The organism is Chryseobacterium sp. SIMBA_028 (genome assembly GCF_046535285.1).
Classification (GTDB): domain Bacteria; phylum Bacteroidota; class Bacteroidia; order Flavobacteriales; family Weeksellaceae; genus Chryseobacterium.
Window position 1 is genome coordinate 59359 of the sequence record NZ_JAWRWZ010000005.1, and the last position, 26392, is coordinate 85750.

Annotated in this window: 23 protein-coding genes; 17 read left to right on the top strand and 6 right to left on the bottom strand. The window is 35.5% G+C overall.

Going from position 1 to position 26392, the window contains the following annotated elements; genetic code table 11:
• The first annotated feature begins 7 nt into the window (after positions 1-7).
• From SCA31_RS07930 to SCA31_RS07940, 3 genes are all read left to right on the top strand, one after another.
• A complete protein-coding gene (locus SCA31_RS07930; RefSeq protein ID WP_410696421.1) occupies positions 8-2863 on the top strand; it encodes an OmpA family protein in 2856 nt (951 codons plus the stop codon).
• Between the two features lie 77 nt (positions 2864-2940).
• Positions 2941-3843, top strand: a complete 903-nt coding sequence (locus SCA31_RS07935) for a hypothetical protein (protein ID WP_410696422.1) — start codon at positions 2941-2943, stop codon at positions 3841-3843.
• A gap of 14 nt (positions 3844-3857) precedes the next feature.
• Complete coding sequence (locus SCA31_RS07940) at positions 3858-4343, top strand: hypothetical protein (protein ID WP_410696423.1); 486 nt, start codon at positions 3858-3860, stop codon at positions 4341-4343.
• Between the two features lie 75 nt (positions 4344-4418).
• On the opposite strand, the gene SCA31_RS07945 is transcribed toward SCA31_RS07940, so the two are convergent.
• From SCA31_RS07945 to SCA31_RS07955, 3 genes are all read right to left on the bottom strand, one after another.
• Entirely contained in the window at positions 4419-6200 is a 1782-nt protein-coding gene (locus SCA31_RS07945; protein WP_410696424.1) for an endonuclease, read from the bottom strand.
• A gap of 202 nt (positions 6201-6402) precedes the next feature.
• Positions 6403-6930: a DUF4136 domain-containing protein gene (locus SCA31_RS07950; protein ID WP_109619095.1), complete on the bottom strand. Its 528-nt coding sequence runs from the start codon at positions 6928-6930 to the stop codon at positions 6403-6405.
• A gap of 1 nt (position 6931) precedes the next feature.
• On the bottom strand, positions 6932-7114 hold the full coding sequence (locus tag SCA31_RS07955) for a DUF5522 domain-containing protein (protein WP_034745671.1): 183 nt from the start codon (positions 7112-7114) through the stop codon (positions 6932-6934).
• 40 nt (positions 7115-7154) lie between these two features.
• On the opposite strand from SCA31_RS07955, the gene SCA31_RS07960 reads away from it, so the two are divergent.
• The 4 genes from SCA31_RS07960 to hemL all read left to right on the top strand — a co-directional run bounded on the left by SCA31_RS07960 (position 7155) and on the right by hemL (position 11077).
• Positions 7155-7481 (top strand): hypothetical protein, encoded by a 327-nt coding sequence (locus SCA31_RS07960; RefSeq protein WP_410696425.1) that lies wholly within the window; start codon positions 7155-7157, stop codon positions 7479-7481.
• Between the two features lie 251 nt (positions 7482-7732).
• On the top strand, positions 7733-8641 hold the full coding sequence (locus tag SCA31_RS07965) for a 1-aminocyclopropane-1-carboxylate deaminase/D-cysteine desulfhydrase (protein WP_410696606.1): 909 nt from the start codon (positions 7733-7735) through the stop codon (positions 8639-8641).
• A gap of 15 nt (positions 8642-8656) precedes the next feature.
• On the top strand, positions 8657-9715 hold the full coding sequence (locus SCA31_RS07970) for a glucosaminidase domain-containing protein (protein ID WP_410696426.1): 1059 nt from the start codon (positions 8657-8659) through the stop codon (positions 9713-9715).
• A 72-nt stretch (positions 9716-9787) separates the two neighbouring features.
• A complete protein-coding gene (gene hemL / locus SCA31_RS07975) occupies positions 9788-11077 on the top strand; it encodes a glutamate-1-semialdehyde 2,1-aminomutase (RefSeq protein WP_410696427.1) in 1290 nt (429 codons plus the stop codon).
• A gap of 65 nt (positions 11078-11142) precedes the next feature.
• Here the strand turns inward: hemL and SCA31_RS07980 are convergent, their stop codons facing one another.
• Positions 11143-11496, bottom strand: coding sequence for a hypothetical protein (locus SCA31_RS07980; RefSeq protein ID WP_410696428.1), 354 nt, complete (start codon positions 11494-11496; stop codon positions 11143-11145).
• 214 nt (positions 11497-11710) lie between these two features.
• Between SCA31_RS07980 and SCA31_RS07985 the strand changes: the two genes are divergently transcribed.
• The 4 genes from SCA31_RS07985 to SCA31_RS08000 all read left to right on the top strand — a co-directional run bounded on the left by SCA31_RS07985 (position 11711) and on the right by SCA31_RS08000 (position 16099).
• Positions 11711-13045 carry an amidohydrolase gene (locus SCA31_RS07985; protein ID WP_410696429.1) on the top strand — a complete coding sequence of 445 codons (1335 nt, stop codon included), beginning with the start codon at positions 11711-11713 and terminating at the stop codon, positions 13043-13045.
• Positions 13046-13063: 18 nt separating this feature from the next.
• Entirely contained in the window at positions 13064-13735 is a 672-nt protein-coding gene (locus tag SCA31_RS07990) for an ankyrin repeat domain-containing protein (protein ID WP_410696430.1), read from the top strand.
• A gap of 199 nt (positions 13736-13934) precedes the next feature.
• Positions 13935-14780 (top strand): AraC family transcriptional regulator, encoded by an 846-nt coding sequence (locus SCA31_RS07995; RefSeq protein WP_410696431.1) that lies wholly within the window; start codon positions 13935-13937, stop codon positions 14778-14780.
• Positions 14781-14860: 80 nt separating this feature from the next.
• Positions 14861-16099, top strand: a complete 1239-nt coding sequence (locus SCA31_RS08000; protein WP_410696432.1) for an amidohydrolase — start codon at positions 14861-14863, stop codon at positions 16097-16099.
• A 355-nt stretch (positions 16100-16454) separates the two neighbouring features.
• Here the strand turns inward: SCA31_RS08000 and SCA31_RS08005 are convergent, their stop codons facing one another.
• Both SCA31_RS08005 and SCA31_RS08010 read right to left on the bottom strand, forming a co-directional pair.
• Positions 16455-17864 carry a hypothetical protein gene (locus SCA31_RS08005; protein ID WP_410696433.1) on the bottom strand — a complete coding sequence of 470 codons (1410 nt, stop codon included), beginning with the start codon at positions 17862-17864 and terminating at the stop codon, positions 16455-16457.
• 46 nt (positions 17865-17910) lie between these two features.
• Positions 17911-20700 (bottom strand): outer membrane beta-barrel protein, encoded by a 2790-nt coding sequence (locus SCA31_RS08010; RefSeq protein WP_410696434.1) that lies wholly within the window; start codon positions 20698-20700, stop codon positions 17911-17913.
• A 314-nt stretch (positions 20701-21014) separates the two neighbouring features.
• On the opposite strand from SCA31_RS08010, the gene SCA31_RS08015 reads away from it, so the two are divergent.
• From SCA31_RS08015 to SCA31_RS08040, 6 genes are all read left to right on the top strand, one after another.
• The gene (locus tag SCA31_RS08015) at positions 21015-21689 is read left to right on the top strand and encodes a response regulator (RefSeq protein WP_076352431.1); all 675 of its coding nucleotides are present in this window, start codon (positions 21015-21017) and stop codon (positions 21687-21689) included.
• 48 nt (positions 21690-21737) lie between these two features.
• Positions 21738-22769, top strand: a complete 1032-nt coding sequence (locus SCA31_RS08020; RefSeq protein WP_410696435.1) for a sensor histidine kinase — start codon at positions 21738-21740, stop codon at positions 22767-22769.
• Between the two features lie 134 nt (positions 22770-22903).
• Positions 22904-23500, top strand: coding sequence for an IS1096 element passenger TnpR family protein (locus SCA31_RS08025; RefSeq protein WP_410696436.1), 597 nt, complete (start codon positions 22904-22906; stop codon positions 23498-23500).
• 148 nt (positions 23501-23648) lie between these two features.
• On the top strand, positions 23649-24998 hold the full coding sequence (locus tag SCA31_RS08030) for an alpha-amylase family glycosyl hydrolase (RefSeq protein ID WP_410696437.1): 1350 nt from the start codon (positions 23649-23651) through the stop codon (positions 24996-24998).
• Between the two features lie 148 nt (positions 24999-25146).
• Entirely contained in the window at positions 25147-25587 is a 441-nt protein-coding gene (locus SCA31_RS08035; protein WP_410696438.1) for a hypothetical protein, read from the top strand.
• A 16-nt stretch (positions 25588-25603) separates the two neighbouring features.
• Positions 25604-26254, top strand: coding sequence for a hypothetical protein (locus SCA31_RS08040; RefSeq protein ID WP_410696439.1), 651 nt, complete (start codon positions 25604-25606; stop codon positions 26252-26254).
• Positions 26255-26392 lie beyond the last annotated feature (138 nt).

A 26392-nucleotide genomic window follows, 5' to 3' on the forward strand; every position in this document is an offset into this window, starting at 1 on the left:
AACAGAAATGGCAAAAGGAGTTAAAACAATAAAATTCAATGGTCCTTATCATCCTGATATGACAGTGCCAGGAAAAAGAGTGACACTTATAGCCGATAAAGAGGTTACTTTTGAGGTGAAAGATTGGCTGCCGGGTACTACTGCTGAAGAAAAGAAGAAACCGGTGGTTTGGATAAAACAAACTACGGACAGACAAGGAGTTATTGAGAAAAAAGCATCTGCAGTTGGGTATAAGTTTAAGATTCCAAAAAAATATTGTGGAAGCTATTATTACTATATAGAAGCAAGTCTTTCGGGAAAAAGAGATTCCAATACCACAGGATTGTATGTAAAGGGCTGGTCTGAGCCCAGAATTACCAATAGTGCCTGGTGCAAACAAAAAGGAGGTGAAGATTCAAGAAAAAGCTATGTGTTTTCTTACGGACATCTTATTTATCTTCGTTTAGACACAGAAGGATTGAATGGTGAAAGGGTATTTGTAGATGTTTATAAAGTTGTAGAAGGAGGAAAAGGCCTTAAGGATGATAAACTGATTTTTACCTATTATAACGTAGACGTTGTTGATGGACAGATTAATATTAAAATAGGAAATACGTATCAATGGTACGGTATAATAGGTAAACCTAAAGCTAAGGAGGAATTCTATGTAAGAGTAAAAACAGCATCAGGGCTCGAAGTAACGGATGGTAAAGACAATACCCACGCACGTTTTCTTAGGATTCAGAATAATGTGGTAAGTAAAGGCATAGAAAGTTCCGTAACGAATACTCCTACCAAAGTAGGCTTGCCTGATAAAAATGCAAAGAATACACATAATTGTACATTTAAACAAATTAATGTAGATGATAATGGAGAACATTTTGTAGTGTTTAAAGAGGGGAGCACAAAATTTAAAAAAGTAACTTCCGAAACGCAGCTGGTAACCAACAGAATTCATTTTGCTTTTGATGAATCAGTGATACGTCCTGGTGAAAGAGACGTTTTACAAACAATACTAGACTTTCTATTATACAATCAACATCTGGATATGACCCTTTCCGGGCATGCAGATGATAGGGGTAGCCTGGATTATAATCAGGGCCTTTCTGAAAGAAGAGCACAAGCGGTAAAAGATTTTTTTGTAAAAGGAGGACTTCTTAAAAATAGAATAAAGACGAGAGGCTATGGTAAAGTAAACCCTGCCGTATCAGGAAAAACTGAAGAAGCCTATAAAAAGAACCGCAGAGTAGAGATTGATTTCAGCTATTTAGAATACAACCAGGCTGCATTGATCTATGAAACCATCGGTCCGGATGCAAAAAAAAATAAAGAAATTACTGTAAGCGTAATTGATCGTGAAAATAAAGGATGTTTCAGAAAAGAAAAGCATGATAAAACTACGATCTATATTAATGAGACGGGAGGTAAAGACTTACTGCCTAAAAAAGGAAATAAGATAAAACAAACCGTATTTTCACAACAGGCTGAGTTTCCCAAGAACTATGTATTAATGCTGGCAAAATTTCTTAATCCTTTGTCAGTGATTGATTATAAATTTGCCTTTTACATCAATAGTTGTGCTTATTATGCCAGTAAGAAAAATGCTACCCTGGAAGTAAGAGTATATCCGGATATTATTTGGATTGGCCATTTTCAGTACAATAGCGAAGATAAAGTAATGCCTTACTATTTTCATGAGAAAAATTTCACTCTGGAGCAAGGGATTTCTGATGTTCTTAATGAATTGAAGAATACAACATTCTATAAAATATACAGGCTGTTTCCTGCCAATTTTATCATGGAGCAGACCCTGTTGAAATATATTGAAAGCCAGGCAAAAAGCTATTTCTACGGAATCCACACCATTCATAACCGTACCGTGGAGAAATCAGGGCAGGAGCTTTCTCTTGTTGGTAGCCAGACCAATCTTATTAAGCAGACCGACTATACGAGATTTGCAGCAGCAGCCGTTATTTATGGTTTTGTAGTGATAGGAATTCTTGTCGAGCTTTTAATGATCTATCTAACAAGAGGGAGAAATATTGCTACCAAACTTCAGAAATTCGCTAAAATGGCAAGAAGAGCAGACGCTGTTTTAAAAAGAATGGAAGATGCAGGGGTGGAACTTATTCCACCAGCAATAGCAATGAATGCAGGAATGTATTATCAAAAGCAGAAAGACGGTAGGTTAGGAGTAGTGTATGAAGTAAATATAAAAGCAGATCCTTTAATTGCGTTGAGTTTCAAAAAAGAGTTTGATCTGTTACAGCTGATAACGAAAACGATACAAGATATAAAAGGGGCAATGTATCCCAAAGATAAGGAGGCTAAGAAAAAATTAGACCTAAATAAAGAGAATAATAACAGCATTGCAGAATATTTCAAAAATAAAGGAGTACCAGAAATAAAAGGAATTATAGAGGTAAAAGGCGATATAATGTTTGAACATAATGTGAAATATAGTCTTCTTACCAATACATACTCCATAACTGATAAGCTAAAGAATGGTATTTTTACAGCAAAAGATGAAGTTCTGCTTAAAGACCAGATAAAATTCACGGCAACGGTATTAGGGTCATACAAATATGAGTTTGAATTTGATCCATTACAGACATCAATACAAGGAAAACTTAATATAACAATTCAAGGCTCATGTGGATCCCGATTGAGATATGGAGTCGATAATAAAGGCGGAAAAGGGCTCTTTGTTAAAAAAACATTATATTGTTCTGGTATTGAAGGAACATACCTGGGAGAGCTTAAAATTAAAAATAGATTTACTGATGTTTTTGATGCATCTACTAATAAAGGGAAACCAGCTCCGTTTACATTAATAGAACCTTTTGAAATGCCAATGTATGAGATTCAATTATTTAAACCTTAAATAAAATGAAAAGAATTATTCCAATATTTTTAACATTAATCAGTTTACAAAGCTGTTCACAAGAAAAAAATAAGACTATGCAAAATCCCAATATTACAGCAGATAATATTGTCACAGAAATATCAAAGCAGGTAAAAAATTATCCTATAGAACCCAATTATGGTTTCAGATATGAGAATAATCAATGTTATTTTGAAGTATTTATTAATGACTTTCCCGCTTTTAAACAATTTAAAAAGCCAACGAGTTCGGCCTTTGAGATAAATCCTTTTATTTTTAAAAATGGTACTCAAAAAATAACTTATAAATTATATCCGGTCAATTCAGCAGCTTTATCTGAAGAGACTTCTTTGACATTGAATCTGGAATCTTTTGATATGAAAAATGAAAGTCAGGGAGATGTTGTAGTACAAGAATTTAAAACCCCTTCTACAGAAGTAAAAATAGCTGACAATTATTCTAATCAGAAATTTATAGGAGCAGGAAAAAATTATTACGAAGGAAGTTTTGATGTCAAAGTAAACGTTCCTTATCAATTACATTCAGCCTTTGAAAATGCACAAGATCTTCAAAAAATGGATAAAAAAGAGTTGGAAACAAAATTACTGAAAAAATATAAAGAGATCTGGAGTATTTATCAGAACAAAGAACTGGACAATATTGCGAAGCTTGAGTACGATAGTTTCAAAGATTTGTTTGTATCTGGATACAGTAACAAAAACGAAATTGAAAATAATTGGAAAGAGCTTAATCAAGCATATACATCTTCTACATTCAAGATGCAGCCTATAGAAAAATATAAATTACAGTTTTTTGCAGGAGGCAAATTGGTGGCATTAATGCTTGATACAACAGACAATCAATTAAGAGGAAACACTGCATTATGGGCAAAAGTTGATTATGATGGAGGGATGAGAGGAATGTTTATCAACCGCTATTTTTATATCCCACAAGGAGAAACCGAATTTAAAGTTTACTAAGTGAAATTTTTGATATGATAAAGAATATAGCATTAATAGGAAGCTGGTGTATATTGCTTCTGTCCTGTTCTCAAAATCAGAAAAAAGAGACAAAAGCAAATGATGAACTTAGAACTGTAATTGCAAAATATAAACCTACAGGAGATACCCTGAAGTATGTAAATTCCTTTCTTAAAAAACTGGATGATAAAAATACGGAGGCCGGCATCTTTATCAATAGATATGAATATCAGATAGAAGATTCATGTTTTAAAGCCCAAAAAAAACTTTGGGATTCTTTGAGTTTCCATCAAAATGAAACGGCGCAAGAAACTTTTGACAGCCTCATTATTACTCCTCAAATAAAAAAGTACAGAGAACATTTTACCATCAACTTTGATGAATATGCTATAGCCAGAGAATTTTTAGTATCACGCAACAGCACGGTAAAATACCTCAATAAAAAATACAAATTAGGACTTTGGGATCCTACCTTAGATCCGGTCAGAAAAGACCAATAAAAATAATTTGAATAATAAAAAACAAAAAGGCCGGTCTCACGAGAAGACAGGCCTTTTATAATAAATATACCTGATTTATTTTACCAAAAACTGTATCGTAGAACCATCCAGCTTCAAAATGTATACCCCCTGACCAAGATTTCTGGTCTTGATTGAATTTCCATTTCTAAAAGGACTGTCAATAGTCTGAAGAACCTTTCCCTGTAATGTGTAGATTTCAGCTTTCTTGATATTCTGAACATCGCCACTTACAAAGATTTCCTGATTGGTAACCGGATTGGGAGAGACCTTATAGCTTGGAGCAATACTTTGCGCCTGTCTTCCTGCAGCACCAGAATAACACGTCCATTTAAGATCATCAATAGCCACTCTGTTACTTGCAGAATTATTGACCAAACTTACCGTTACGTTTCCTGAAACATTAATATTGTTAATAGTTGTTGTAGTAGCTGTTGTACTATAAGGAATAGTTCCAACACTTGTTCCATTTATTTTTACATCAAAAGTACCATTGCTTCCTGAGAATTTCATTTGTGTAGTTACCGTTAAAGAACCAATACCACCATTAGATGAACTGCTAGACGTTAAAGAACCATTTCTTATCGTAATAGCCTTATTGTTGATCGTTTGGTCAGTTCTTGAATCTGTAGCTGTCCAGGAAACCCCATTATTACTCCATGTTTTAGAAGTGTAAGTAGAGCTCGCTGCCGGAATTGTTTCGAAGTTTTCATTTACACAGTCCGTAGTTGGAATTGTAGTACCTCCTGCATTTGTTGTTCCGGAAACTGTAGAGCTGTTAGATGAAGAATTTCCTGCAGCATCCTTAGCTATTACATAAAAATTGTATGTAGTGGAAGGGTTCAATCCTGAAATTGTAGCAGAAGTAGAACTCGCAGAGGTTTTCAGACTTCCATTCATGTAAATATCATATGCTGTTACCGCTATATTATCCGTAGAAGGATTCCATGCAAGAGAAATACTATTGGCCGTTTTTCCGGAAACATTTAAACCTGTAGCTGTTGTTGGAGCCTGAGTATCACCTGTTGGTTGTTGAGAACCCCAGATAAGATTAACATAGCTTGGATTATCAATAAAAGGATTCCTGTTACCCTGATAGCTGTAAGAAGCATTATTTCTCTTAATCTCCGCCTGTGAAACCGGATCCTGATTGTGCCATGCAAGAAGAACATTTAGCTCCCAGGTTTGAAGTCCCGGGAATGTAGAACTTCCTAACATATTTCCTGAAGAAAAAGAAGAAAGTTTACTCTGGTAACGCGTTACAAAATAAAAGATCATACGCGCTACATCACCCTTAAATTCATCAATCGGCTCAAAAACCGTTCCCGCATATCCTGAAGAAATAGAACTTCCAAGCCTTGATCCGTTTTGAGAAGTAAAAGTAGCATTTCCCACCTTTCCAAATGGATAGTTGCTTCTCATTCCGTTTACCTTTCCATCTGTAGCCCTGATGAAGTGAACATCAGATACCATTGGTGAAGACTGATTAAACAAACTTTGAGGAACAATGTGTTCCCTGTTATAGCAGTTTCCTTCTGTAGAATAAGTTCCACACTGGTTAGAACCCGGAGTATATTTGTATGGATCAGTTCCTACAGGCTTTTCTGAATAGATATCAAGAATGGAACCGTCATTTTCATAGTCCTTATCAATATCTGTAGTTTTATAAGCAGTCCACAGTCCGCCATAGCCTTTGTCCTGATGTCCGCTACTAATGATGCTGCTCAATGCCGTTTTCAATGCTGCGCCATTCAGTCCGCTGGCCGAGTTATAATATCCTGCAGGTGCCTGTGCGTTGGCAAGTCCCGCAAATACAGAGAATAAGATGATTTTTTTCATATAATATAATTTCTAACAAGATTACTATATTTTTATGAATAAAAAATTACATTACCATTAATTTTGAATGTACCGCATTCAGCTTTAAATAGAGGTGTGTTACCCACGAATTAAGACAGCCTTTATGGATAGTAAATACACAGTTTCTCATAAAAAAACCAGCACAAAAAGTGCTGGTAATATATAATAATAGAATTACATCTTATTTTCTCTGTGGTGGATAATTTTTCATGATCTCAGCCAGAATTTCAGGAATTTGTCTTTGCTTAGATTTTGGAGAATCTACAGAAATTCCGCTTCCGATACCCTGCCAAACCAATTTGTTGGTTTTTGAATCGATGAGGTCAACAATCAGCGCTCCTTCATTGTAATTGGTTGTCCATGTTCTGTTCATCCCAACACCCCATCCGAATGGTCCGCCCCATCCCCACATTCCGTAAGGAGAAGAACTATTGATATCCGTAACTTTCTTATGGTTAGCTTTTACATTGACAATCAGATCTGGATTTTCTCCGGACTGAAGCCCCTTGCTTTGAAGTTGTCTTGAAAGTTCATTCAAAACCCTGTCTTTATCAATATCATTCAATTTTAAATCATCAATTCTTATCTTATACGTTTTAAAAGAATTGAAATTGGCTGTTTCAGCATAATCCGAACGTACCTGAAAAGGGCTACATGAAGTTAAACCCAATGTAGCGGATGCCAACAAAATAAAAATATATTTTTTCATTTTATTTATTTTTTTTATCATTTTTAATGAATGTATCAGTCTTTTTATCGTACCCGTAAGGACAGTGTCTGCAGCCGCTTTTACAGCAATGTCCCCTTTTTAGATGGAATTTTTCTGTAAAAACCTTGTATCCCTGTTCATTATAGTAGAAGTCTTCACCTTCTTTGATGTCATAATGGGCCATAAGTTAAAAGCAAGTCAAAAAACTTTTTATATTTGTTACTATGATAATTGTATGCCAAAAGCCACTAAAAAAGTTAAAAATTAATGGCATTGCTCTTTTTCCCTTTATCTTCATTAGGAAACCCGAAGATAAGGAAAATAATGTACTTATCAATCACGAAAAAATCCATCTTAGACAACAGTTAGAAATGCTCATTATATTCTTCTATATTTTCTATGTCATCGAATATTATTATTGGTTCTTTAAACTAAAAGATGGCTATCTGGCCTATAAAAGAATATCATTCGAAAGAGAAGCTTATGCTAACGAACACAATTTGAATTATCTTAAAAAGAGAAAATTCTGGAACTTTAGGAAATATCTTTAAAATGATGAATGATCTTGTTGTCAACTATCAATCAGTATCATAATATTCAATAGGGGTGGATTTTAATCCGCTTTAACAAATAAAGAAATCAAAACTCTTCTCTCACTCCTTCTGCTTTTGTATGTAAATTTATTCTTTTGCAAACATAGGAGCCAAAACTTAATGTTTACAAACACAAATAGCACGGTTATTTAAAATTAAATCTTTTCCTATTTTTGCAATAATAACCCATGAATAGTACAAAAACTAAAATGCTATTAAAATTCCCGACAGAACCGATTCCCATTCAGGAAATTCCAATCCATAAAAATGTAAGACTTTTCATAAAAAGAGAAGATCTGATTCACCCGCAGGTTTCAGGCAATAAATATTGGAAATTGTTTTACAATGTCAATCATTATCTGGAAAAGAATCCGGAAAAGCCCTATGTTATTACTTTTGGTGGTGCTTTTTCTAACCATATTGCTGCGGTTTCAGCGGTAGGAAATTTGGCGGGTATTCCTACACTGGGGATCATAAGAGGAGAAGAATTACAGCACAAATGGCGCGATAATCCAACATTGCTTTTTGCTAAAAGAAACGGAATGAACCTGAAATTTGTCACCCGCGAAGAATATCGCCATAAAGAAAAGCTAACTGAATTTCTGCAATATGAGTTTCCTGAAGCACTGATTGTTCCCGAGGGAGGTACCAATGAAGAGGCCGTAGCAGGCGTAAAAATGATGCTCAATGAGCAAACAAAAGATTTTGACTATCTTTGCACCGCAGTTGGAACCGGAGGAACCATTGCAGGAATTTCAAAATTTTGTGAAGACAATCAGAAAGTTATAGGATGTAAGGTTGTTGACGATGCTTCACTGGAAAATAAAATTTTTGAATTAACTTTGAAACATAATTTTAATCTAATAGATTCATGTTTTGGAGGTTATGGTAAAATAAGTGATGAAAATATTCGTTTTATCAATGATTTCAAAGAAAAATATGAAATTCCTTTAGAACCGATTTATACAGGAAAGATGATGCAGAAGATATTTGAACTGATTGATGAAGAGTATTTTCCTGAAAACAGCAGAATTTTGTGCTTTCATACAGGTGGATTGCAGGGAATTGAGGGAGCAAATCTGCTTTTAGAAAAACAGAATAGAAATTTAATTATATAAGTAAAATTGAAAAACATGAAAAGACTTTTCCTATCAATAAGCCTTTTAGTTTTATCAAAACTTTCTGCCCAGGGCTGGGCAACTGAAGATCAGTACATTCAGAATTTTGCTAAATATGCAGTAGAGGAAATGGAAAAATATAAAATTCCGGCTTCTATTACTCTTGCTCAGGGACTCCTGGAAACCGGAGGTGGGCAAAGCAGATTAGCACAACAGGGAAAAAATCACTTCGGAATAAAATGTAAAGAAGATTGGACAGGTAAAACAATGAAACATACGGACGATGCTCCCAACGAGTGCTTCCGCGTGTATGATGATCCAAGACAATCTTATGAAGACCATTCCATATTTTTATCCACCAGAAAATATTATGCTAATCTTTTCAAGCTTGATATGAAGGATTACAGAGCGTGGGCTACCGGTTTGAAAAAAGCTGGATATGCAACTAACCCAAGATACGCTTCAATCCTTATTACGAAAATTGAAAAGTATAAATTATACGAATACGACAACACGAATTCTAAAGAAGTGTTGTATGCGGTCCTTAAAATGTATCCGGATCTGAAAGACGACAGAACATTCATGGCTCAGCTGGAACCTGGAAAGGCAATAAAGAAAACCAAGGAACCCGTTACCGTAGAAGTTCCATACAAGCAGACTTCCTATGCACAACAGCAAAAAAGAGTAGAAAGAATCAAGACAAAAGCTGAGATTCTTAATTCTATTCTTATCAAAAGCCACCCGAATGACGGCTTGAAATATATCATCATTCCTGAAGATACCAATGTTAAGTTCATTGCCAATAAATTCAAAGTAAGCGAAAGCAGACTGATGAAGTGGAATGAACTGGAGAATGAAGAATTGAAGAAAAATGAAATCGTTTTCCTTGAATCTAAAAACTCTGCAGGGAATACGGCTACTTACAAGGCAGAATCAGGTGAAGATATGCATGATATTGCCCAGAAATTCGGAATCAAACTACACAAGCTATATGCCAAAAACAGAATGGATGAGGGACAACAGCCATCTGCAGGACAGCTGATTTATTTGATTGATAAAAAACCAAGAAACTAATTTTTGTTGATGGTTTATCATTGACAGTAAAATTTACGCGTCAATTAAGAACCGTCAGCCAGCAACAAATATATGAAGTACCAAAGAAGTTCGGCTTTATTTGAGGAAGCCTATAAATACATTCCGGGAGGAGTAAATTCTCCGGTAAGAGCATTCAAATCTGTGGGCGGAGTTCCCGTTTTCATGAAATCGGCAAAGGGGGCTTACCTTACCGATGCAGATGATAATACGTATATCGATTACATCAACTCATGGGGTCCGGCTATTTTAGGGCACACTCACCCTGAAGTATTGGAAGAACTGAAAATTCAGGCAGAAAAAGGATTCTCATTCGGTGCTCCTACAGAACTTGAAACGGAGATTGCAAAATTCATCATTGAAAACGTTCCCAATATAGACCAGATCAGAATGGTTTCTTCAGGAACAGAAGCTTGTATGAGTGCCATCAGACTGGCAAGAGGATATACCAAAAGAGATAAGATTGTAAAATTTGAAGGATGTTATCACGGTCATTCCGATTCTTTTCTGATTAAAGCGGGAAGTGGTGCCGCAACTTTTGGAAATCCAAATTCTCCGGGAGTTACAGCGGGTACAGCTAAAGATACATTATTGGCTCGTTACAATGATTTTGAGCAGGTTGAGGATTTGTTCCGTCATAATCAGGGAGAAATTGCAGCTGTGATCATTGAACCGGTTGCAGGAAACATGGGATGCGTATTGCCGGAAAACAACTTCTTGCAAAACCTTAGAAAAATCTGTGATGAAAATGGTGCTTTACTGATCTTTGATGAGGTAATGACTGGTTTCAGATTGGCATTTGGAGGAGCGCAGGAGCTTTTCAATGTTAAGGCAGATTTGGTAACCTATGGAAAAGTAATCGGAGGTGGACTTCCAGTGGGAGCCTTTGCAGGAAGAAACGAAATTATGGATCATCTGGCACCAAAAGGAGGGGTATATCAAGCCGGAACATTAAGTGGAAATCCTTTGGCAATGAGAGCTGGACTAAAAACTCTTCAACTGATTAAAAACGATTCGGAATTTTTCAACAGATTAAATAAAACAACAGAAACCTTAGATTTTGAAATCGGAAAGATTTTAAATGAAAAGGGAATTGCTCATAAAATCAACAGAAAAGGTTCTATGATTTCTGTATTCTTCCATATCAACAGAGTTTCCAACTTTGATGAAGCACAGGAAGCTAATCATTCATTGTTCAATAATTTTTTCCATCAGATGCTTCAGAATGGAGTGTATCTTCCACCAAGTGGTTATGAAACTTACTTTATCAGTGATGCAATCAAGGATAAAGAAATTGACATGACACTGGAAGCTGTAAGAAAATTTGAATATTCTAATTTATAAATATAAAGAGACTGCCTTATTAGGCAGTCTCTTTTTGTATTTTTTTACGAGTAATTAAGTTTTTATTATAGAGCAGCATAGCAGAATAGGCACATCCATCGTCCCTCTTTATTGGCTGCTTCAGAATCAAAGATGTAGAGACCTTTACCTTCTATATATTCTCTCTGTCCCAACCTATCTCCTTCCGTAACATCTGTAATATATAATATTGCTCCTTCCTGCTCCTTTCCATATAAAGTGTTTCCTTTTTCTGTAAGCTCTGCACGGGTTAATCTTGGGGGAAGTAATCCGTCAATGGTCAAAATTTCTTTTTTAGCCGTAATATCAAGGGTCGCTTTTGGGATTTCAGTATTAATCCCTGTTTGGGCAGATACAATCAGCGATGCAGATATCGAAATAATGCTTAATATTTTTTTCATAAAATTTTTTTTCAAAAATAAGAAGAAAGTTAGGGAATGATGCTTAATTAGTAGAATTCTTATATTAATTATTTCTATATTCCCTCTTTAATCCAAAAATATTACAGAAGTATTTATTATAAAATCAAGAAAGTATAAATCATACAGATTTTGTAATAAACCATACACTTTGTTCAGGACAGTTCTTTATATTTTTGTCATAAATAGATTGGAAATGAAGACTTCAGACAATAATATGTCCCGTAAGAATTTTATAAGAAATTCAGCACTGGCAATGGCAGGATTAACTTTAATACCTAATATCATGACTGCATCACCTTTTGTGGATGAGAAAAATATTTCAGCAAAGGGAAAACTGAACCTTAAAAATGTTCGTTTAGAAACCGGTTTTGAATATGAGGAGGGAGAAGTTTCTGCTACCAAGACCGATCTATTTTATATAGAAGTTGAAAACGGAAAGATCACCAAGATTGCTCCGAATCAACCTAATGCAAAGGCTGTAGATGCAAAAGGATTACTAATGCTTCCTGCATTTAAAGATATGCATATTCATTTGGATAAAACCTTTTATGGAGATCAATGGCACGCTGTAAGAAAAAGAACAGGAGGAGTGAAAGGAATGATTGAGCTTGAACAGAAAATGCTTCCTGAAATGCTTAAGAATTCAACATTTAAAGCTGAAAAAATGATTGAATTGCTGCAGTCTAAAGGAACTTCATTTGCAAGAAGTCACGTGAATATTGAACCGACTTCAAAACTTCAGTCCTTAAAAAATCTACAAAAAGCTTTAGAAAATAAAAAGAAAGGCTTCGGTGCTGAATTGGTGGCTTTTCCACAGCATGGAGTGTTTTATACAGAATCAGCTCCTTACCTGAAAGAGGCTGCAAAGATGGATGTTGATTTTATTGGTGGAGTAGACCCGTTCAATGTAGATGGAGATATTGAAAAAGTGATGGACTTTACAGTTCAATTGGCTTTGGATAATAAAAAAGGAATAGATATTCATTTGCATGAAACAGGAGATTCCGGACTGAAGACCGTTGAATACCTTATTAAAAAAGTGAATGAAAATCCATTTTTAAAAGGAAAAACTTACCTGAGCCACTGTTTTATCTTAGCCAAATTAGAAGCTTCCAAACAGGAAGAAGTGGCTGAAAAACTTGCCGAAGCACAAATCGGGATTGTTTCTACGATTCCTTTTGGAAGAATGATTATGCCTATTCCGACATTATACAAGCACAATGTAACAGTATTAACCGGAAATGACAGTATTGTAGATCACTGGAATACTTTCGGGACCGGAAGTGTACTTCAGAAAGCCAATCTGATGGCACAGCTGTATGGATATTCAACCGAATTTTTATTATCGAGGAGCTTAAAGCTGGCAACAGGAAATGTACTTCCTTTGGATGATAAAGGAACTCAGCAATGGCCTAAAACAGGAGATAGGGCAGATTTTGTCTTATTGAATGCAAGCTGTTCTGCAGAAGCAGTATCAAGAATCTCAGAGGTAGAATCGTTGGTGCATCATGGAAATGTTGTTTTTTAAATCCTTATCTTAAATAGAATGAAGAAAGTATTGGTATTTCTTTTAGCGTTTGGAAGCCTGAGTGCCTGTGAAGAAAAACCTGTTGATTTTCCAAAAGAAGAAATGATGCAGGAAAAAGATATAATAAATTTGGTGAAAAAAGATAATATCTCTGCCGTAAAACTGGCGTTGGATCAGGGTGCCGATGTTAATACCCAGGATAAAAAGGGACGGTCTTTACTATTGATTGCAACGATAGAAAAGCAAACAGAAATGGCAAGACTTCTGGTTTCCTACAAAGCAAATGTTAATCTTCAGGATGATCAATTGGACAGCGCGTTTTTGTATGCCGGAGCTAGTGGACAAACAGAATTGGTGAAATTATTTCTTGAAAATGGAGCCCGTTTTGATCTGTTTAATCGTTATAATGGTACAGCCTTGATTCCTGCCTGTGAACGAGGACATGTGGATACTGTGATGGTTTTGGTTACAACAAAGAATTTCCCTATCAATCATGTGAACCGCTTAGGCTGGACGGCTTTAATGGAAGCGGTTATTCTTGGAAATGGAACCCAAAAATATCAGGAAATTGTAAAGATTTTAAAAGATAACGGAGCGGATATCAATATTCCGGACCATTCAGGGAAAACACCTTTGCAGCATGCAGAATCATTAGGATTTACAGCAATTGCCCAAATCCTGAAGTCATAGCCCAAATCTTACGATTTAATATTCACCCCATATCATTTCATAAATGTTTTTAACAAGATGTAATGATTTGTTACTTAAGAATTTAGAGATATAATTTAGTTGGTGTTTTTTTGGCCACAAAGGGTATGTTGTATCTTTTGTGGCTATTTTAATTTTTTCTCTCATAAATTTTATTAATTTTAAGAGAAATTGAGGTAGCGTGGGTTATCATACAGATCATTTTCCCATTTTAGGAATTCAGGAGTTTAGTGAGAATCAGCTTAAGGGCTGCAATTTGTTGTTTAATGAACTTTACGGGGCACGCTCTATTAATGATCCCCACAAGCATGATTTTTTTATCATTAATCTTTTTGAACACGGAGTAGGCTCACATACCATAGATTTTACAGAATATAAGGTTGGAGACCATCAGATTCATCTTCTTTTTCCTGATCAGGTACATCAATGGGTGATTGAAAAAGAAACGATAGGCTACCAGTTAATGATCAGCAGGGATTGGTTTGAAAGTTTTTTGCCATCATTACGTTTTTCGGCTTCTTATTATCAGAATCATCCGGTTATTAATCTTTCCAGGGAGTGTTTTTCAACTTTTTTGTATGAGTTTCAGGCTATTCAAAAAGAATTATCTGAAGAAAATATTTTTTGGGAACTGATTCAAAAAAGAAGTGAGTTAATCGGTTTATTGGTAAGCCAATCGGTGAAAGGTGCCTTTAAGGATTTTGAAGTCTATAATTCAAACCCGATCATTTCAAAATTTCTACTTCTTATTGATGAACATTTCAGGACAGAAAGATCGGTTTCCTTTTATGCAGATAAACTTAATATTTCTGCCAATTATCTCAATATCGTCTGTAAAAAGAATCTTAATGCTTCTGCATCATCGCTTATTCAGGATCGTATTTTACTGGAAGCAAAGCGCCTTTTAAAAGTTTCAGAAATGTCTGTAAAAGACATTGTTTACGACCTGGGTTTTTATGATCATGCCAGTTTTTCTAAGTTCTTTAAGGCTCAGACCGGAATGACTCCATCTCAATTCAAGGAATAATTTATACAAAACAAGACATAATTGATACACCGGTTTTCAACAAAAGCTGGTGTAATTTTGTAGTGTTAAAATATTAAAGAATGCAATTTCCCTATCAATTAACTGCAAAAGGAAAATATTCCCTAAAAAATGTCCGCCTGGAAACAGGTTTTGAATATGAAAATGAAGAGGTAATCGGAACAAAAACAGGCCTTTTCAGTATTGAAATTGAAGATGGAAAGATCAAGACTGTAAAAGCAAATGATCCCGCCTCTGATGCAATAGATGCCAAAGGATATCTGATGCTTCCCGCTTTTAGGGATATGCACATCCATTTGGACAAAACATTATATGGTCTTCCATGGCAGGCTCTTTCTCCGAAAAGAAGAACAGTAAAGGATATGATTGCCTATGAGCAGGAAATCATTCCGGAACTGCTAAAAACTTCTGTCGATAGGGCAGAGCAGTTGATTAATCTTCAACAGCACTATGGAACTCATTTTGCGAGAACACACTTTAATATTGATCCTACCTCAGGATTACAATCTCTTGAGCATTTGGAAGAGGCTCTCGAAAATAAAAAGGATTCTTTTAAAGCGGAACTGGTTGCCTTTCCACAGCATGGTGTATACTATACGGCTTCGGCGCCTTTAATGAAAGAAGCTGCCAAGCTAAAAAGTGTTGGCTTTATCGGAGGATTGGATCCATTGAGTATTGACGGAAGTATCGAGAAAGTAATGGATTTTACGGTGCAGCTCGCCCTTGATCATAACAAAGGAATTGATATTCACCTCCATGAAGTAGGAGAGTCGGGAATGAAAACAATCAACTATCTGATTGATAAAACAATTGAAAATCCGGCGCTTCAGGGAAAAACTTTTGTAAGTCATGCATTTGCACTGGCACATCTTTCTCCAAAAGAAACTGAGCAGATTGCAGAAAGGCTGGCGGCAGGAAAGGTGGGAATTGCTTCTTCTGTGCCTTTTAAAGGAACGATAATGCCGATTCCAACTTTAAAGAAATATGGTGTAAATGTCCTGATTGGAAATGATAATGTTCAGGATTACTGGAGTACATTCGGATCCGGAAATATGTTGCAGAAAGCAAATCTGATTGCAGAATTATACGGATATGCTACAGAATTTGCCCTATCAAGAACTTTACAATTTGCTACCCAAAGTATTCTTCCATTGGATGAAAAAGGAAACCAGCAATGGCCTAAGACAGGTGATGAAGCTGCCATTGTGCTTACGGATGCTTCATGTTCCGCAGAAGCTGTTTCCAGAATCTCTAAAATAGAAGCCCTGATGCATGAAGGGAATCTGTTTTGGAGAAGTTAAATGAAATGTATATATATTTTTTATACACTTGTTTTTTGTGAATGCCATCGGAGTTTTCCGGTGGCTTTTTTTGTGATTTATACTTTGTTTAATAAGGGCAGAATCGATTTTATATAAACAAATAAATAGACCAAATTCATCTGTCTTTAAACCCAATTGTATAAATTAAGTCAGATATGGCAATGTGGAGTTATTTTATTTCTCAGGAATTATGAGAATCTGAATTTTCAATGTTAACACGTTTTAACATTCAAAAGTGCTGTTGTTGGTCATTTTTGAAAATCAAGTAAAAAAAAGCCTTCGGAAAATCTTTCCAAAGGCTTCTGATTGAATAAAATCTAATTACTATATTGTTCTATAAATTGAAGTTTGTCCAACCTGCATACCAAGTATCATTCGCATCTTTTACAGCACCTCTGTACGTTACCTGAGTAAACCAAGTAGCTAATTTAGGATTAGTAAATGCTCCTCCTGTTAATAGTGGAGAGCCTGAAGCTGGAGTAAAGTTAGGGGTAGTTCCTGCAGGAGCCCATGCACCGGCAAGTTTTACATCAGCAGTAGAAGCAAGGATTGTATTTCCTTTAGCATTAAACCATGTGGTAAGATCGTTTAATGTGTAGCTTGTAGGAGTAGAAGTAGAGGCTCCGAATTTTAAAGGAGTGGTGCTTCCTGCTATAATATTGTTTTCAAAAAACAGTTTATTACCTACAATATTATTATCTGTTGGAGTTCCTTTAGTGGCATCAATGAATAAACCAACCGGGAATCCTGTGAAAACAGAGTTGAATACTGAAATAGAAGAGTTTCTTCTGATCTGTAATGCATTTTGGAACAATGAATTGATTGAACCTGGGCTTGAAGAATTGATTGGCCCAATGATCGTCATATTAGAGAATGTCGCTGATGATTGAGGCGTTAGAGAAGAACCGTTGGCATCATTATCAGATTCAAAAGCGTTAGAGCCTGAAACGTCCGCTACCTGAGCATCTCTTACTGCAATACCGAACTGAACATTTCCTGAGAAACCGTTATCAGTATCGAAATCGTCATCAAGACCTTTGTAAGAAATAAGGTGAGAACAGTTTACTGTTCCTCCGAACCACTCAAAACTATCATCATTAGCATAAGCAACTTCTACATAATCTACTGTAGTCCCGTTACCTACACCTCCGAATGTAAGTCCGTTAACCTCTTTATCTGGTAAGAAAGCATATCCTGCATATTCAATTCTTACATATTTTAAGATACCACTGTTATCAGCAGCATTAGTTCCACCGTAAAGTCCAAGACCTTCAGAGTTGTTGATACCTCCTTCAATCTCTCCAACTCCGTTAGCACCTCCGAAAGATGCATTAGTAGGTGCATTTCCTAGGATAACAACACCAGCCCAGTCTCCTCTTTTCGGACTTGGCTTTTCTGAAGTGAAGATAATTGGGTTGGCAGCAGTACCTTCTGCCATTATTTTACTTCCTCTTGTAATAATTAAAGCTCCGTTTTTATCAGCTTCACCTACAATTTTTGTACCCGGCTCGATGGTTAAAGTAGCTCCGTTAGTTACATATACTAATCCTCTTAGCTTATAGATTTTATTAGCCTTAAGGGTAAGATTTGATGTGATTTTTCCTGAAAGAATAAGGTTTTCAGTCTCTCCGTTTCCGTTACCACCACCTTGAACGATGGTAGGTCCATCTTCTTCTATATTTCTACAAGCGGTAGTTGATACTAGAGCGCCAAGCATTAAAGAATATAAAACGAACTTTTTCATGTTATAAAGAATTAAATTATTTTTATTAGATTATTTATTGGATATATTAAAATTTGTACCCCAGTGTTAAGCTGATATTGGTACCTGTTACTCTTTCAATAGCAAGAGCATCTGTTTTGTCATATTTACCATTGTCATTAAGGTCATGGTAGAATTTAGCACGACGGTTCAGGATATCTGAAACATTCAGCTTTAGCTCACCTTTGTCTTTCCATATTTTTTTAGAAATCTGGAAGTCTAAAAGAGGTCTTGGAGCTTCCCAGATTGGTGGAACCTGATCATTTCCTACATAAAGAATTCTTCTTCCGATCATGTTGAAAAGTACAGTAGATGACCACCCGGATTTCTCAGTATCATACTGAAGACTGGCATTGATCGTGTAAGGAGACTGCCCCTGCATGGGTCTGTCTATTTTTGTGGTTTCATCCGTTACTCTGTTCCAGATTCTGGAAGCGTTTCCACCCAATGTAAAGTTTCTAAGTGCAGAGATGAAATCAAGTTTTTTTCTGAATTCAACCTCTATTCCATACGCATCTGCTTTGTCTACGTTAAGGTAGTTGAATGTATTACTCGTTCCTACCCCCGATTGATTGAAGTATAGTTCGATTGGTTTTTTGAAGTTTTTATAGAAACCTGCCACCGAGAAGATCTCACCATTTCTTGGGTAATATTCCCAACGAAGATCCGCACTGGTAATCTTAGTTCTTTCAATATTTTTACTACCAATTACCGTAGCTCCCAAGTCGAAATCATAATAAGCCAAAGGAGAAACCTCTCTAAACTCTGGTCTTACAACAGTTTGTGAACCGGCAAGACGTACATTCATCTTAGGATTTACCTTGAATGTTAAGTTAAGCGCCGGTAAAAAGTCTGTTACACGAGTGTTTACAAAACGGTCATCACTTTTTCTTGTGCTTCCCACTAACTGGTCAAAGTTCTCAACTCTTAATCCCCATACAGCTCTTAACCAAGGCGTAAAGTTGTTGTCAAACTGTAAATATCCAGCATTAAGAATGGTGTTGGCAATATATCTGTACTGATTTCCGGCAATTTCATCGAATGTAAATCTACCATCAGTTCCGAAGTTTTCTTGATTAAAGATGGTTTCAAAAGGCTGAGACAGTAATCCCTGGTTGTATCTTTCAAGCCTTACAGAGAATGGTCTTGAATTGTATATTCTGTCTTTTACCTGGAATAAATATCCTCCTTTGATGGTTTGCTTCTGTCCAAATAAAGTAAATGTCTTAGAAATATCACCACCAGCATTGTATAAATAATCGCTTAGTGTGGAATAGAAAACACTTCCTGATTTTTGTGAAAGACCATTAGAAATCAACGCCAGATAAGGACTTCCTTCTATATTGGTATACTGGTTATACTGCAAACGCTGTAGCAATGGAATGTATTGGTCTAGGATTCCGAAGCTTCCGTACCAGTTTACGGTAAATCCGCCAAGAGCATCTATCTTATGGGTTCCGGTAAGAGTAGAGTTATAGAATGTAGTATTTTTAAATCCTGTTTCTCTTGCTATGATATTCGTTCCATTGATAGGATCAAATTCAAAGTCCTTTCCAGATCGGAAAGACATATGATTCACCGAGTTATTGGTGATAATATTCTTGATGGAAATTTTATTGTTGTTGTTAAGCTTTAAGGTAAAATTCAACATTCCACCCAAGGTAACATCATTGCTGTATTTTTCAGTAAAATAATCAAAGTTCGTATCAGCAAGTTGGTTGTTGATGGTAAAGAAACGGTTGGTAGATTCAGTTCTTCTTTTGTTGTTGCTGTAGTTTAGCACTGCAATTACTCCTAAATCCTTTCCGAATAGCTTGGTATTGAAACCTCCGTCTAGTTGTAAACTTATGTTCTCAGGATAACCCACACTATTGTAGCCAAAGTTCTTGGTGTATCCCTTACCGATTTCTGTTTTCTGAGCTTCCGTTAAGACCGTGAATGCATTTTTTGCAGGCATATTGGTCGGAAGTTTTCTATATCCGTCATCAATTCCTAAAAAGTCCCATTTTCCTCCTTTTTGCATATGGAACTCTTGTCCCATCGTGATAGAGTTTCCTCCTACACCTATTTGTGCATTAAAGAAATTCTTATTAGGAATATCCTTAGTATTTACCTGGATTAATGCGCCTCCCCATTCACCTGTATATTCAGGAATAAAAGTTTTATTAATTACCAGGGTTTCAATAACATTGGCAGGGAAAAGGTCAAAAGAGAATGTCTTTCTATCAGGCTCCGTACTGGATAACTGAATACCATTTAACATGGCCTGATTATAACGATCTGATAAACCTCTTACTACAATATATTTTCCATCAAATAAACTCACCCCCGAAACTCTTTTCAGAACCTCTCCCGTGTTTCTATCCGGACTTCTTTTAATAGCTTCAACACCAATAACCTGAGAAACTACCCCTGAATTTTTCTGTAAACCGATGGTAGAAGCTATGGTTTCTTTTCTTGCATTTGATTTTATTACAACTCCCTCAATTTCTTTTTCCTTAGTAGTGGGCTTATCTAAAACAATATCAAGGTGAGTGTTACCATCATTTTTTACAATAACTTCACTGATTTCCTTTCTGTTGTATCCGTTAGAGCTTACCGTTATAATGTAATTGGTACCAGGTGATAGATTGATTGAGTAATATCCGGCAATATCAGTAGTTACTTCCTGATCATTCACCTTTACTTTTACACCCTCTATAGGAGTGTTGTCTTTCTCATCCAATACCCTGCCTTCTAATACTTGGCTCTGTGCAAAAGCAAGGCCCGCAGAAAACAAAGCAAGTAGCGTAATACTCTTTTGGAGTTGTTTTTTCATTTTACTTCTTTTTCAGGGGCAAAATAAGGGCTAAGTTTTCAGGAAAAGTTTAGGAGAATCTTAATTAATTGTGAAGTTTATATTAATAGATGATGAGAGGATTTTGTTATTGATGTTTGTTTTTTATAATTGTATTTTTTTGTTTATTCTATTAATAGTTTCGTATATTTGATTTATATGTATTTATTTACTGTTTTTATTATCGATTTTTGAATTTGAAATTGATGATATGTTTTTTAATAATTAGTTAACATAACATAAATAAGGAAGACCATGGAAAATAGTTACTTTTGTGGGAATTCTTAAACTAGAAGATGAGCAAAAAAATTCTTTTAATAGACGATGAACTGGACATTTTAGAGATTCTGTCTTACAATTTGGAAAAGGAAGGTTATGATATCTATACAGCTACCAATGGTAACGAAGGTATAGAGAAAGCGAAAGAAATAATTCCGGATCTGATCCTCCTAGATGTAATGATGCCTGAAAAAGATGGCATTGAAACTTGTCAGGAACTTCGTAAAGTGAAAGAACTTCAAAAAACATTGATTGTTTTCCTTTCTGCGAGAAGCGAAGAATTTTCTCAATTAGCCGGTTTTCAGGCGGGTGCTAACGATTATGTCGTAAAACTAATCAAACCAAAAATTCTTATTTCTAAAGTAAATGCATTACTGCAATTAACCTCTCAGGTTTCTGATAATGCAAAACTGATCGAAATTGGGGATCTTATTATTGATAAAGATAACTTCAGAGTTTCCAAAAGCGGACAGCAGTTTCTGCTTCCTAAAAAAGAATTTGACTTACTTTATCTTTTAGCTTCCAATACAGAGAAGGTTTTTAAAAGAGAAGAAATTCTGGAAAAGGTTTGGGGTAACGATGTCATTGTAGGAGAAAGAACTATAGACGTTCACATTAGAAGATTAAGAGAGAAGTTAGGAATCAATACCATTCAGACTTTAAAGGGAATTGGATATAAACTGATCGTTTAATCACTTAAAAGCCTTAACTTTACGTTCAATCATTAAAACTTTGTAAAATTGAAATTTTACAGACTTACACTTGTTGCCTCCAGTCTTTTGACTCTGGTAATGCTCTTTTTGGTGGTCGTTTTCGATTCACTTAAGGATATCTATTACGAAACCCCTTTGTTTAAAACAGGGGTTTTAATCTGTGTTATCCTGATCTTTATTATCAACTGTGTAGTATTGGAACTTTTGTTCAATTATTATGGCAGGAAACAGGTAAAAGGACTTTCAGGAATTCTTCCTCAGGAGATTGTGCACGACCATGATGAAAATATTACCATCAAGGAACTGGGAGAAAGGTTTTCAGACCTTAACCAGCAGAAAGTGACAGAAATAGATATGATGAAAGAAATGGAAAGCTACCGAAAAGAATACATCGGAAACGTTTCCCATGAACTTAAAACCCCACTATTTTCTATCCAGGGCTATGTAGAAACCTTAAGAGATGGAGGTGTGGATAATCTCACCATTCGAGATAAATATCTGGAGAGAATTGATAAATCTGTAGAAAGGCTTATTGCTATTGTTACAGATCTGGATATGATCAACAGGCTCGAAGCCGGAGAAATCAATCTTACCGTTTCAAAATTTGATGTCAATCTTCTCATCAAGGAGATTTTTGATTTACTTGATCTTGAGGCAGAAAAACATAATACCACATTACAGATTCAGACCCTTCATCCACAAATTTTTGTGGAAGCTGATAAACAAAAAATTTCTCAAGTCTTTATTAACCTTATTTCAAATGCTATTCATTATGCAAACAGGCAGGAAGCAAGGGTTATCGTGAAGACAAGTGTCTTAAAAAATAAGGTGCTGATAGAAGTAATAGACAACGGAATGGGAATCAAATCAGAAATTCTTCCAAGGATTTTTGAGAGATTCTATCGCGTAGAAACCAGCAGAAGCAGAAGAGAAGGCGGTTCAGGATTAGGGTTGGCTATTGTAAAGCATATTCTTGAAGCTCATAACGAAAATATTACCGTAGAAAGTGTATACCTCGAAGGGACAAAGTTCAGTTTCATGCTCGAAAAAAGTAAATAATTTCGTCAAAATGTAAGAAAAAAAAATAATTTAAAAAATCCTGAAATATTTTTTTGTCACATCTCATTTATTATATATTTGCACCAGAGATTTATCATAATTATAAAGGCAAAAAAGTAATTTAAGAAACTGATATGGTTTACAAAATCCGCGTAATATTAGATGCGAAAGAGGATATTTTCCGTGATATTGAAGTTAAGGGAAAACAAACGTTATGGAATTTACATTTAGGAATTAAAAGTGCGTTCAATCTGCAAGGAGAAGAGCTTTCTGCTTTTAATCTGTTAGAGAGTGATGGAACAATCGTAAAAAGTGTCCCACTCGAAGATATGAGTGATGATGGTGATGGCGAGATTATGTCAGATGTGTACATTGATGAGGCTTTTGAAAATGTTGGAGACAAAGCACAGTTCCAATATGGGCTTCTGGATCTTTGGGAGTTTTATTGTGAACTTGTAGAGATCATTGATGAGAAAAAAGGAGTTGCTTACCCTATTACTGTTTTCAGGTTTGGAAATGTTCCTTTGAAAGCTCCTAGCAAAAGCGGAAACGCAGGAGGGTCTAAAAAGAAATCAGCAATGCCTCTTATGGACGATGATTTTAGCTTTGATGACGATTTTGGAGCAGGGGGGAACTTCTCAGATGAAGATGACAGCTTCGATGATGACGACGAAGAAGACTACAACGACGATGTCTTTGATGATGAAGATGACAATGAAGATGAAAGATAGAATGTAATCATATACAAAATATAGGCCCTGGATTTTTAATCCGGGGCTTTTTTATTGAGTGATGGCAATTCAATGTTATCTTTTCGCCTTTCTCTGCTTCTTTATCCTTTTCCTATCCAAAATTCTTACTTTTGTTAAAAATAGATTAATGAAAAAATTAATTTTATTAGCCATAATTGGTCTGGGAATTTTTTCCTGTACCACTCAAAAAAATAGAGGGAAGATGACAGATTTGCCAAAAGACTGGAAACATAATACGAATATCTACGAAGTAAACATAAGACAATATACTCAGGAAGGAACTTTTAAAGCGTTTGCAAAAGAAATGCCCCGACTGAAATCAATGGGAGTAAAAACACTTTGGTTTATGCCCATTACTCCAATTGCCCAGCAAAATAAAAAAGGAAGTATGGGAAGTCCTTATGCAGCGGCAGATTATACTTCCATCAATCCGGAATTCGGCACGTTGGAAGATTTTAAGAATATGGTGAATGAGGCACATAGACTTGGCTTCAAGGTAATCATTGACTGGGTAGCCAATCATACCGGATGGGATCATGTCTGGACAAAAACACACCCTGAATTTTATTTAAAAGATCCTGATGGAAAGTTTCACATTGCTTCCGGAATGGATGATATCATAGAGCTGGATTATAAAAATCAGGAAATGCGTAAGGCAATGATTGACGCCATGAAGTTCTGGGTAACAGAAACCAATATTGATGGCTTCAGATGTGATCTGGCTTCATGGGTAGAGGCTGATTTCTGGGAACAGGCACGTCCTGAAGTAGAAAAGGGAAAACCCCTCTTTTGGTTAGGCGAATTTGATGAGCTGGAAAGTCCTGAGTACGGAAAAGTATTTGATGCAAGCTATTCTTGGAAATGGATGCATAAATCCGCTGATTATTACAAGAAAAATGAACCTCTTCAGGAATTGAAAGACTTACTGGTACAGTATTCTAATATTGGAGATAAGTCAATGAGAGCATGGTTTACAGCCAATCATGATGAAAATTCATGGAACGGAACAGAATACGAAAAATATGCAGTCATTGCAAAGCCTATGGCCGTATTTTCTGCAACATGGAATGGTGTTCCATTGTTATATTCTGGTCAGGAACTTCCCAATATGAAAAGGCTGGAGTTTTTTGAGAAAGATGTCATCAAATGGAATAAAACGTATCAGGTTGCAGATTTCTATAAAACACTATTAGACTTAAAATCATCCAACCCAGCTTTGAGGGGCGGAGATTCAAATGTTACTACCTATCTTCTGAATACAACTGCCAATGATAAGATTTTGGCCTACGTAAGAAAAAATGGTAAAGATGAAGTATTGGTTGTTTTAAACATGTCAAAAGAGCCTGTAAACTTTACCATTGAGGATGGAAACCTATCAGGAACATTCAGAGATGTTTTTGAAAAAACTAGAAAAAACTTTGATGAAAGCAAGGACTTCAATTTCAAGGTTTCAGATTATGCTGTATTTGAAAAATGAAAATTAAGACCATTGAAATTCTGGCTGAAAATATAAAGCTCTAATTATAGAATTTAAGTGTATCATATTCCCCTCTGCCGGAGGGGATTTAAAATTTATGATTTTGATGGGTGGCTTCTACCTCTCACAACCAAACAATATCATTACAATGAACAAACAGGAAATAATAAATATACTCAAAGCCAAAATAACAGATAAGATTCAGTATTTCGAAAACCTGATTAATGAAACACGTGCTTCCAATAATGATACGAAAAGCTCGATGGGGGACAAATACGAAACGGGTAGAGAAATGCTTCAGCAGGAAATTAATAACCTTCAGCGTCAGCTTAATGAAGTTCTGAATCAACAGGCTGTTTTACAAAAAATAACAGCAGATCTTTCGGAAAAAGTACAGAACGGAGCCTTGGTAAAAACCAGTAAGGGGTTGTTTTATGTAGCGGCTTCAATGGGAGAAGTTGTTTTTGAAAATCAAAAGATTATGACCGTATCAACAGAATCTCCCTTAGTGAAAGCAATGTTTGGCAAGAAAATGGGAGAAGCATTTACCATCAATAATATCAATCAGGATATTGAAAATATCTGGTAAATTAATACTTACTATTATGAAACTTAAAAATTTACTTCTCATTGCTTTTTTATTGGGCGGTTTTGTGATGAATGCACAGGTTCGTGCCACTGTTTCAGGAAAAACCTATGATCTGGAATCTGTAAAGCTTACTGTGGACGGGTTTGTTATTACCCTTGATTCTGAAGGGGTAATCTCAGATTTTAATGCTCCGGATCTGAATGGTAAAATTGAATACTATAATGATAAGACTTTCGATAAGATTAAATATGGAAAGCTTAAAAGTATTGGAGGTGTCAAAATAGATTATTGGGATGAACTGGGCTGGGATAATGCCAAAAACGGTAAACTGAAAAGTATAGGAAATATTTCTGTAGATTATTGGGATGATTCTGCTTTCACCAGAGAAAAAGCAGGTAAAGTAAAGAAAATAGGAGGACTTAACGTAGATTATTGGCCTGATGATATTATCGATAACAGCAGAATGGGTAAGTTGAAAACGATAGGTGATATTTCCATAGATTATGGAACAAAGGATATTATCGACCAGAGTAAATTTCAGAAATTGATAAAGTTCGGTCCTGTAAGTATTGATTATTCAAATGATAAATTTATAGATAAACAAAGTTATGGACAAGTGAAATCCATCAATGGAAATAGTGAAAAAATTAGCGTTTCCGTATTATAGTTCCATAACATGATATAGATGATTTCAATAACTTGTAGATATCAGATATACAAATGTTTAATACAAAACGTTGATATCTATTTCAAAAAGCATTCAAATATTGAATGCTTTTTTAGTAAATTTGAAGCATAAAATTCC

Coding starts and splice junctions, on each gene's coding strand:
- SCA31_RS07930 (WP_410696421.1), top strand. CDS start 8: ATGGCAAAAGGAGTTAAAACAATAAAATTCAATGGTCCTTATCATCCT.
- SCA31_RS07935 (WP_410696422.1), top strand. CDS start 2,941: ATGCAAAATCCCAATATTACAGCAGATAATATTGTCACAGAAATATCA.
- SCA31_RS07940 (WP_410696423.1), top strand. CDS start 3,858: ATGATAAAGAATATAGCATTAATAGGAAGCTGGTGTATATTGCTTCTG.
- SCA31_RS07945 (WP_410696424.1), bottom strand. CDS start 6,200: ATGAAAAAAATCATCTTATTCTCTGTATTTGCGGGACTTGCCAACGCA.
- SCA31_RS07950 (WP_109619095.1), bottom strand. CDS start 6,930: ATGAAAAAATATATTTTTATTTTGTTGGCATCCGCTACATTGGGTTTA.
- SCA31_RS07955 (WP_034745671.1), bottom strand. CDS start 7,114: ATGGCCCATTATGACATCAAAGAAGGTGAAGACTTCTACTATAATGAA.
- SCA31_RS07960 (WP_410696425.1), top strand. CDS start 7,155: ATGATAATTGTATGCCAAAAGCCACTAAAAAAGTTAAAAATTAATGGC.
- SCA31_RS07965 (WP_410696606.1), top strand. CDS start 7,733: ATGCTATTAAAATTCCCGACAGAACCGATTCCCATTCAGGAAATTCCA.
- SCA31_RS07970 (WP_410696426.1), top strand. CDS start 8,657: ATGAAAAGACTTTTCCTATCAATAAGCCTTTTAGTTTTATCAAAACTT.
- hemL (WP_410696427.1), top strand. CDS start 9,788: ATGAAGTACCAAAGAAGTTCGGCTTTATTTGAGGAAGCCTATAAATAC.
- SCA31_RS07980 (WP_410696428.1), bottom strand. CDS start 11,496: ATGAAAAAAATATTAAGCATTATTTCGATATCTGCATCGCTGATTGTA.
- SCA31_RS07985 (WP_410696429.1), top strand. CDS start 11,711: ATGAAGACTTCAGACAATAATATGTCCCGTAAGAATTTTATAAGAAAT.
- SCA31_RS07990 (WP_410696430.1), top strand. CDS start 13,064: ATGAAGAAAGTATTGGTATTTCTTTTAGCGTTTGGAAGCCTGAGTGCC.
- SCA31_RS08000 (WP_410696432.1), top strand. CDS start 14,861: ATGCAATTTCCCTATCAATTAACTGCAAAAGGAAAATATTCCCTAAAA.
- SCA31_RS08005 (WP_410696433.1), bottom strand. CDS start 17,864: ATGAAAAAGTTCGTTTTATATTCTTTAATGCTTGGCGCTCTAGTATCA.
- SCA31_RS08010 (WP_410696434.1), bottom strand. CDS start 20,700: ATGAAAAAACAACTCCAAAAGAGTATTACGCTACTTGCTTTGTTTTCT.
- SCA31_RS08015 (WP_076352431.1), top strand. CDS start 21,015: ATGAGCAAAAAAATTCTTTTAATAGACGATGAACTGGACATTTTAGAG.
- SCA31_RS08025 (WP_410696436.1), top strand. CDS start 22,904: ATGGTTTACAAAATCCGCGTAATATTAGATGCGAAAGAGGATATTTTC.
- SCA31_RS08030 (WP_410696437.1), top strand. CDS start 23,649: ATGAAAAAATTAATTTTATTAGCCATAATTGGTCTGGGAATTTTTTCC.
- SCA31_RS08035 (WP_410696438.1), top strand. CDS start 25,147: ATGAACAAACAGGAAATAATAAATATACTCAAAGCCAAAATAACAGAT.
- SCA31_RS08040 (WP_410696439.1), top strand. CDS start 25,604: ATGAAACTTAAAAATTTACTTCTCATTGCTTTTTTATTGGGCGGTTTT.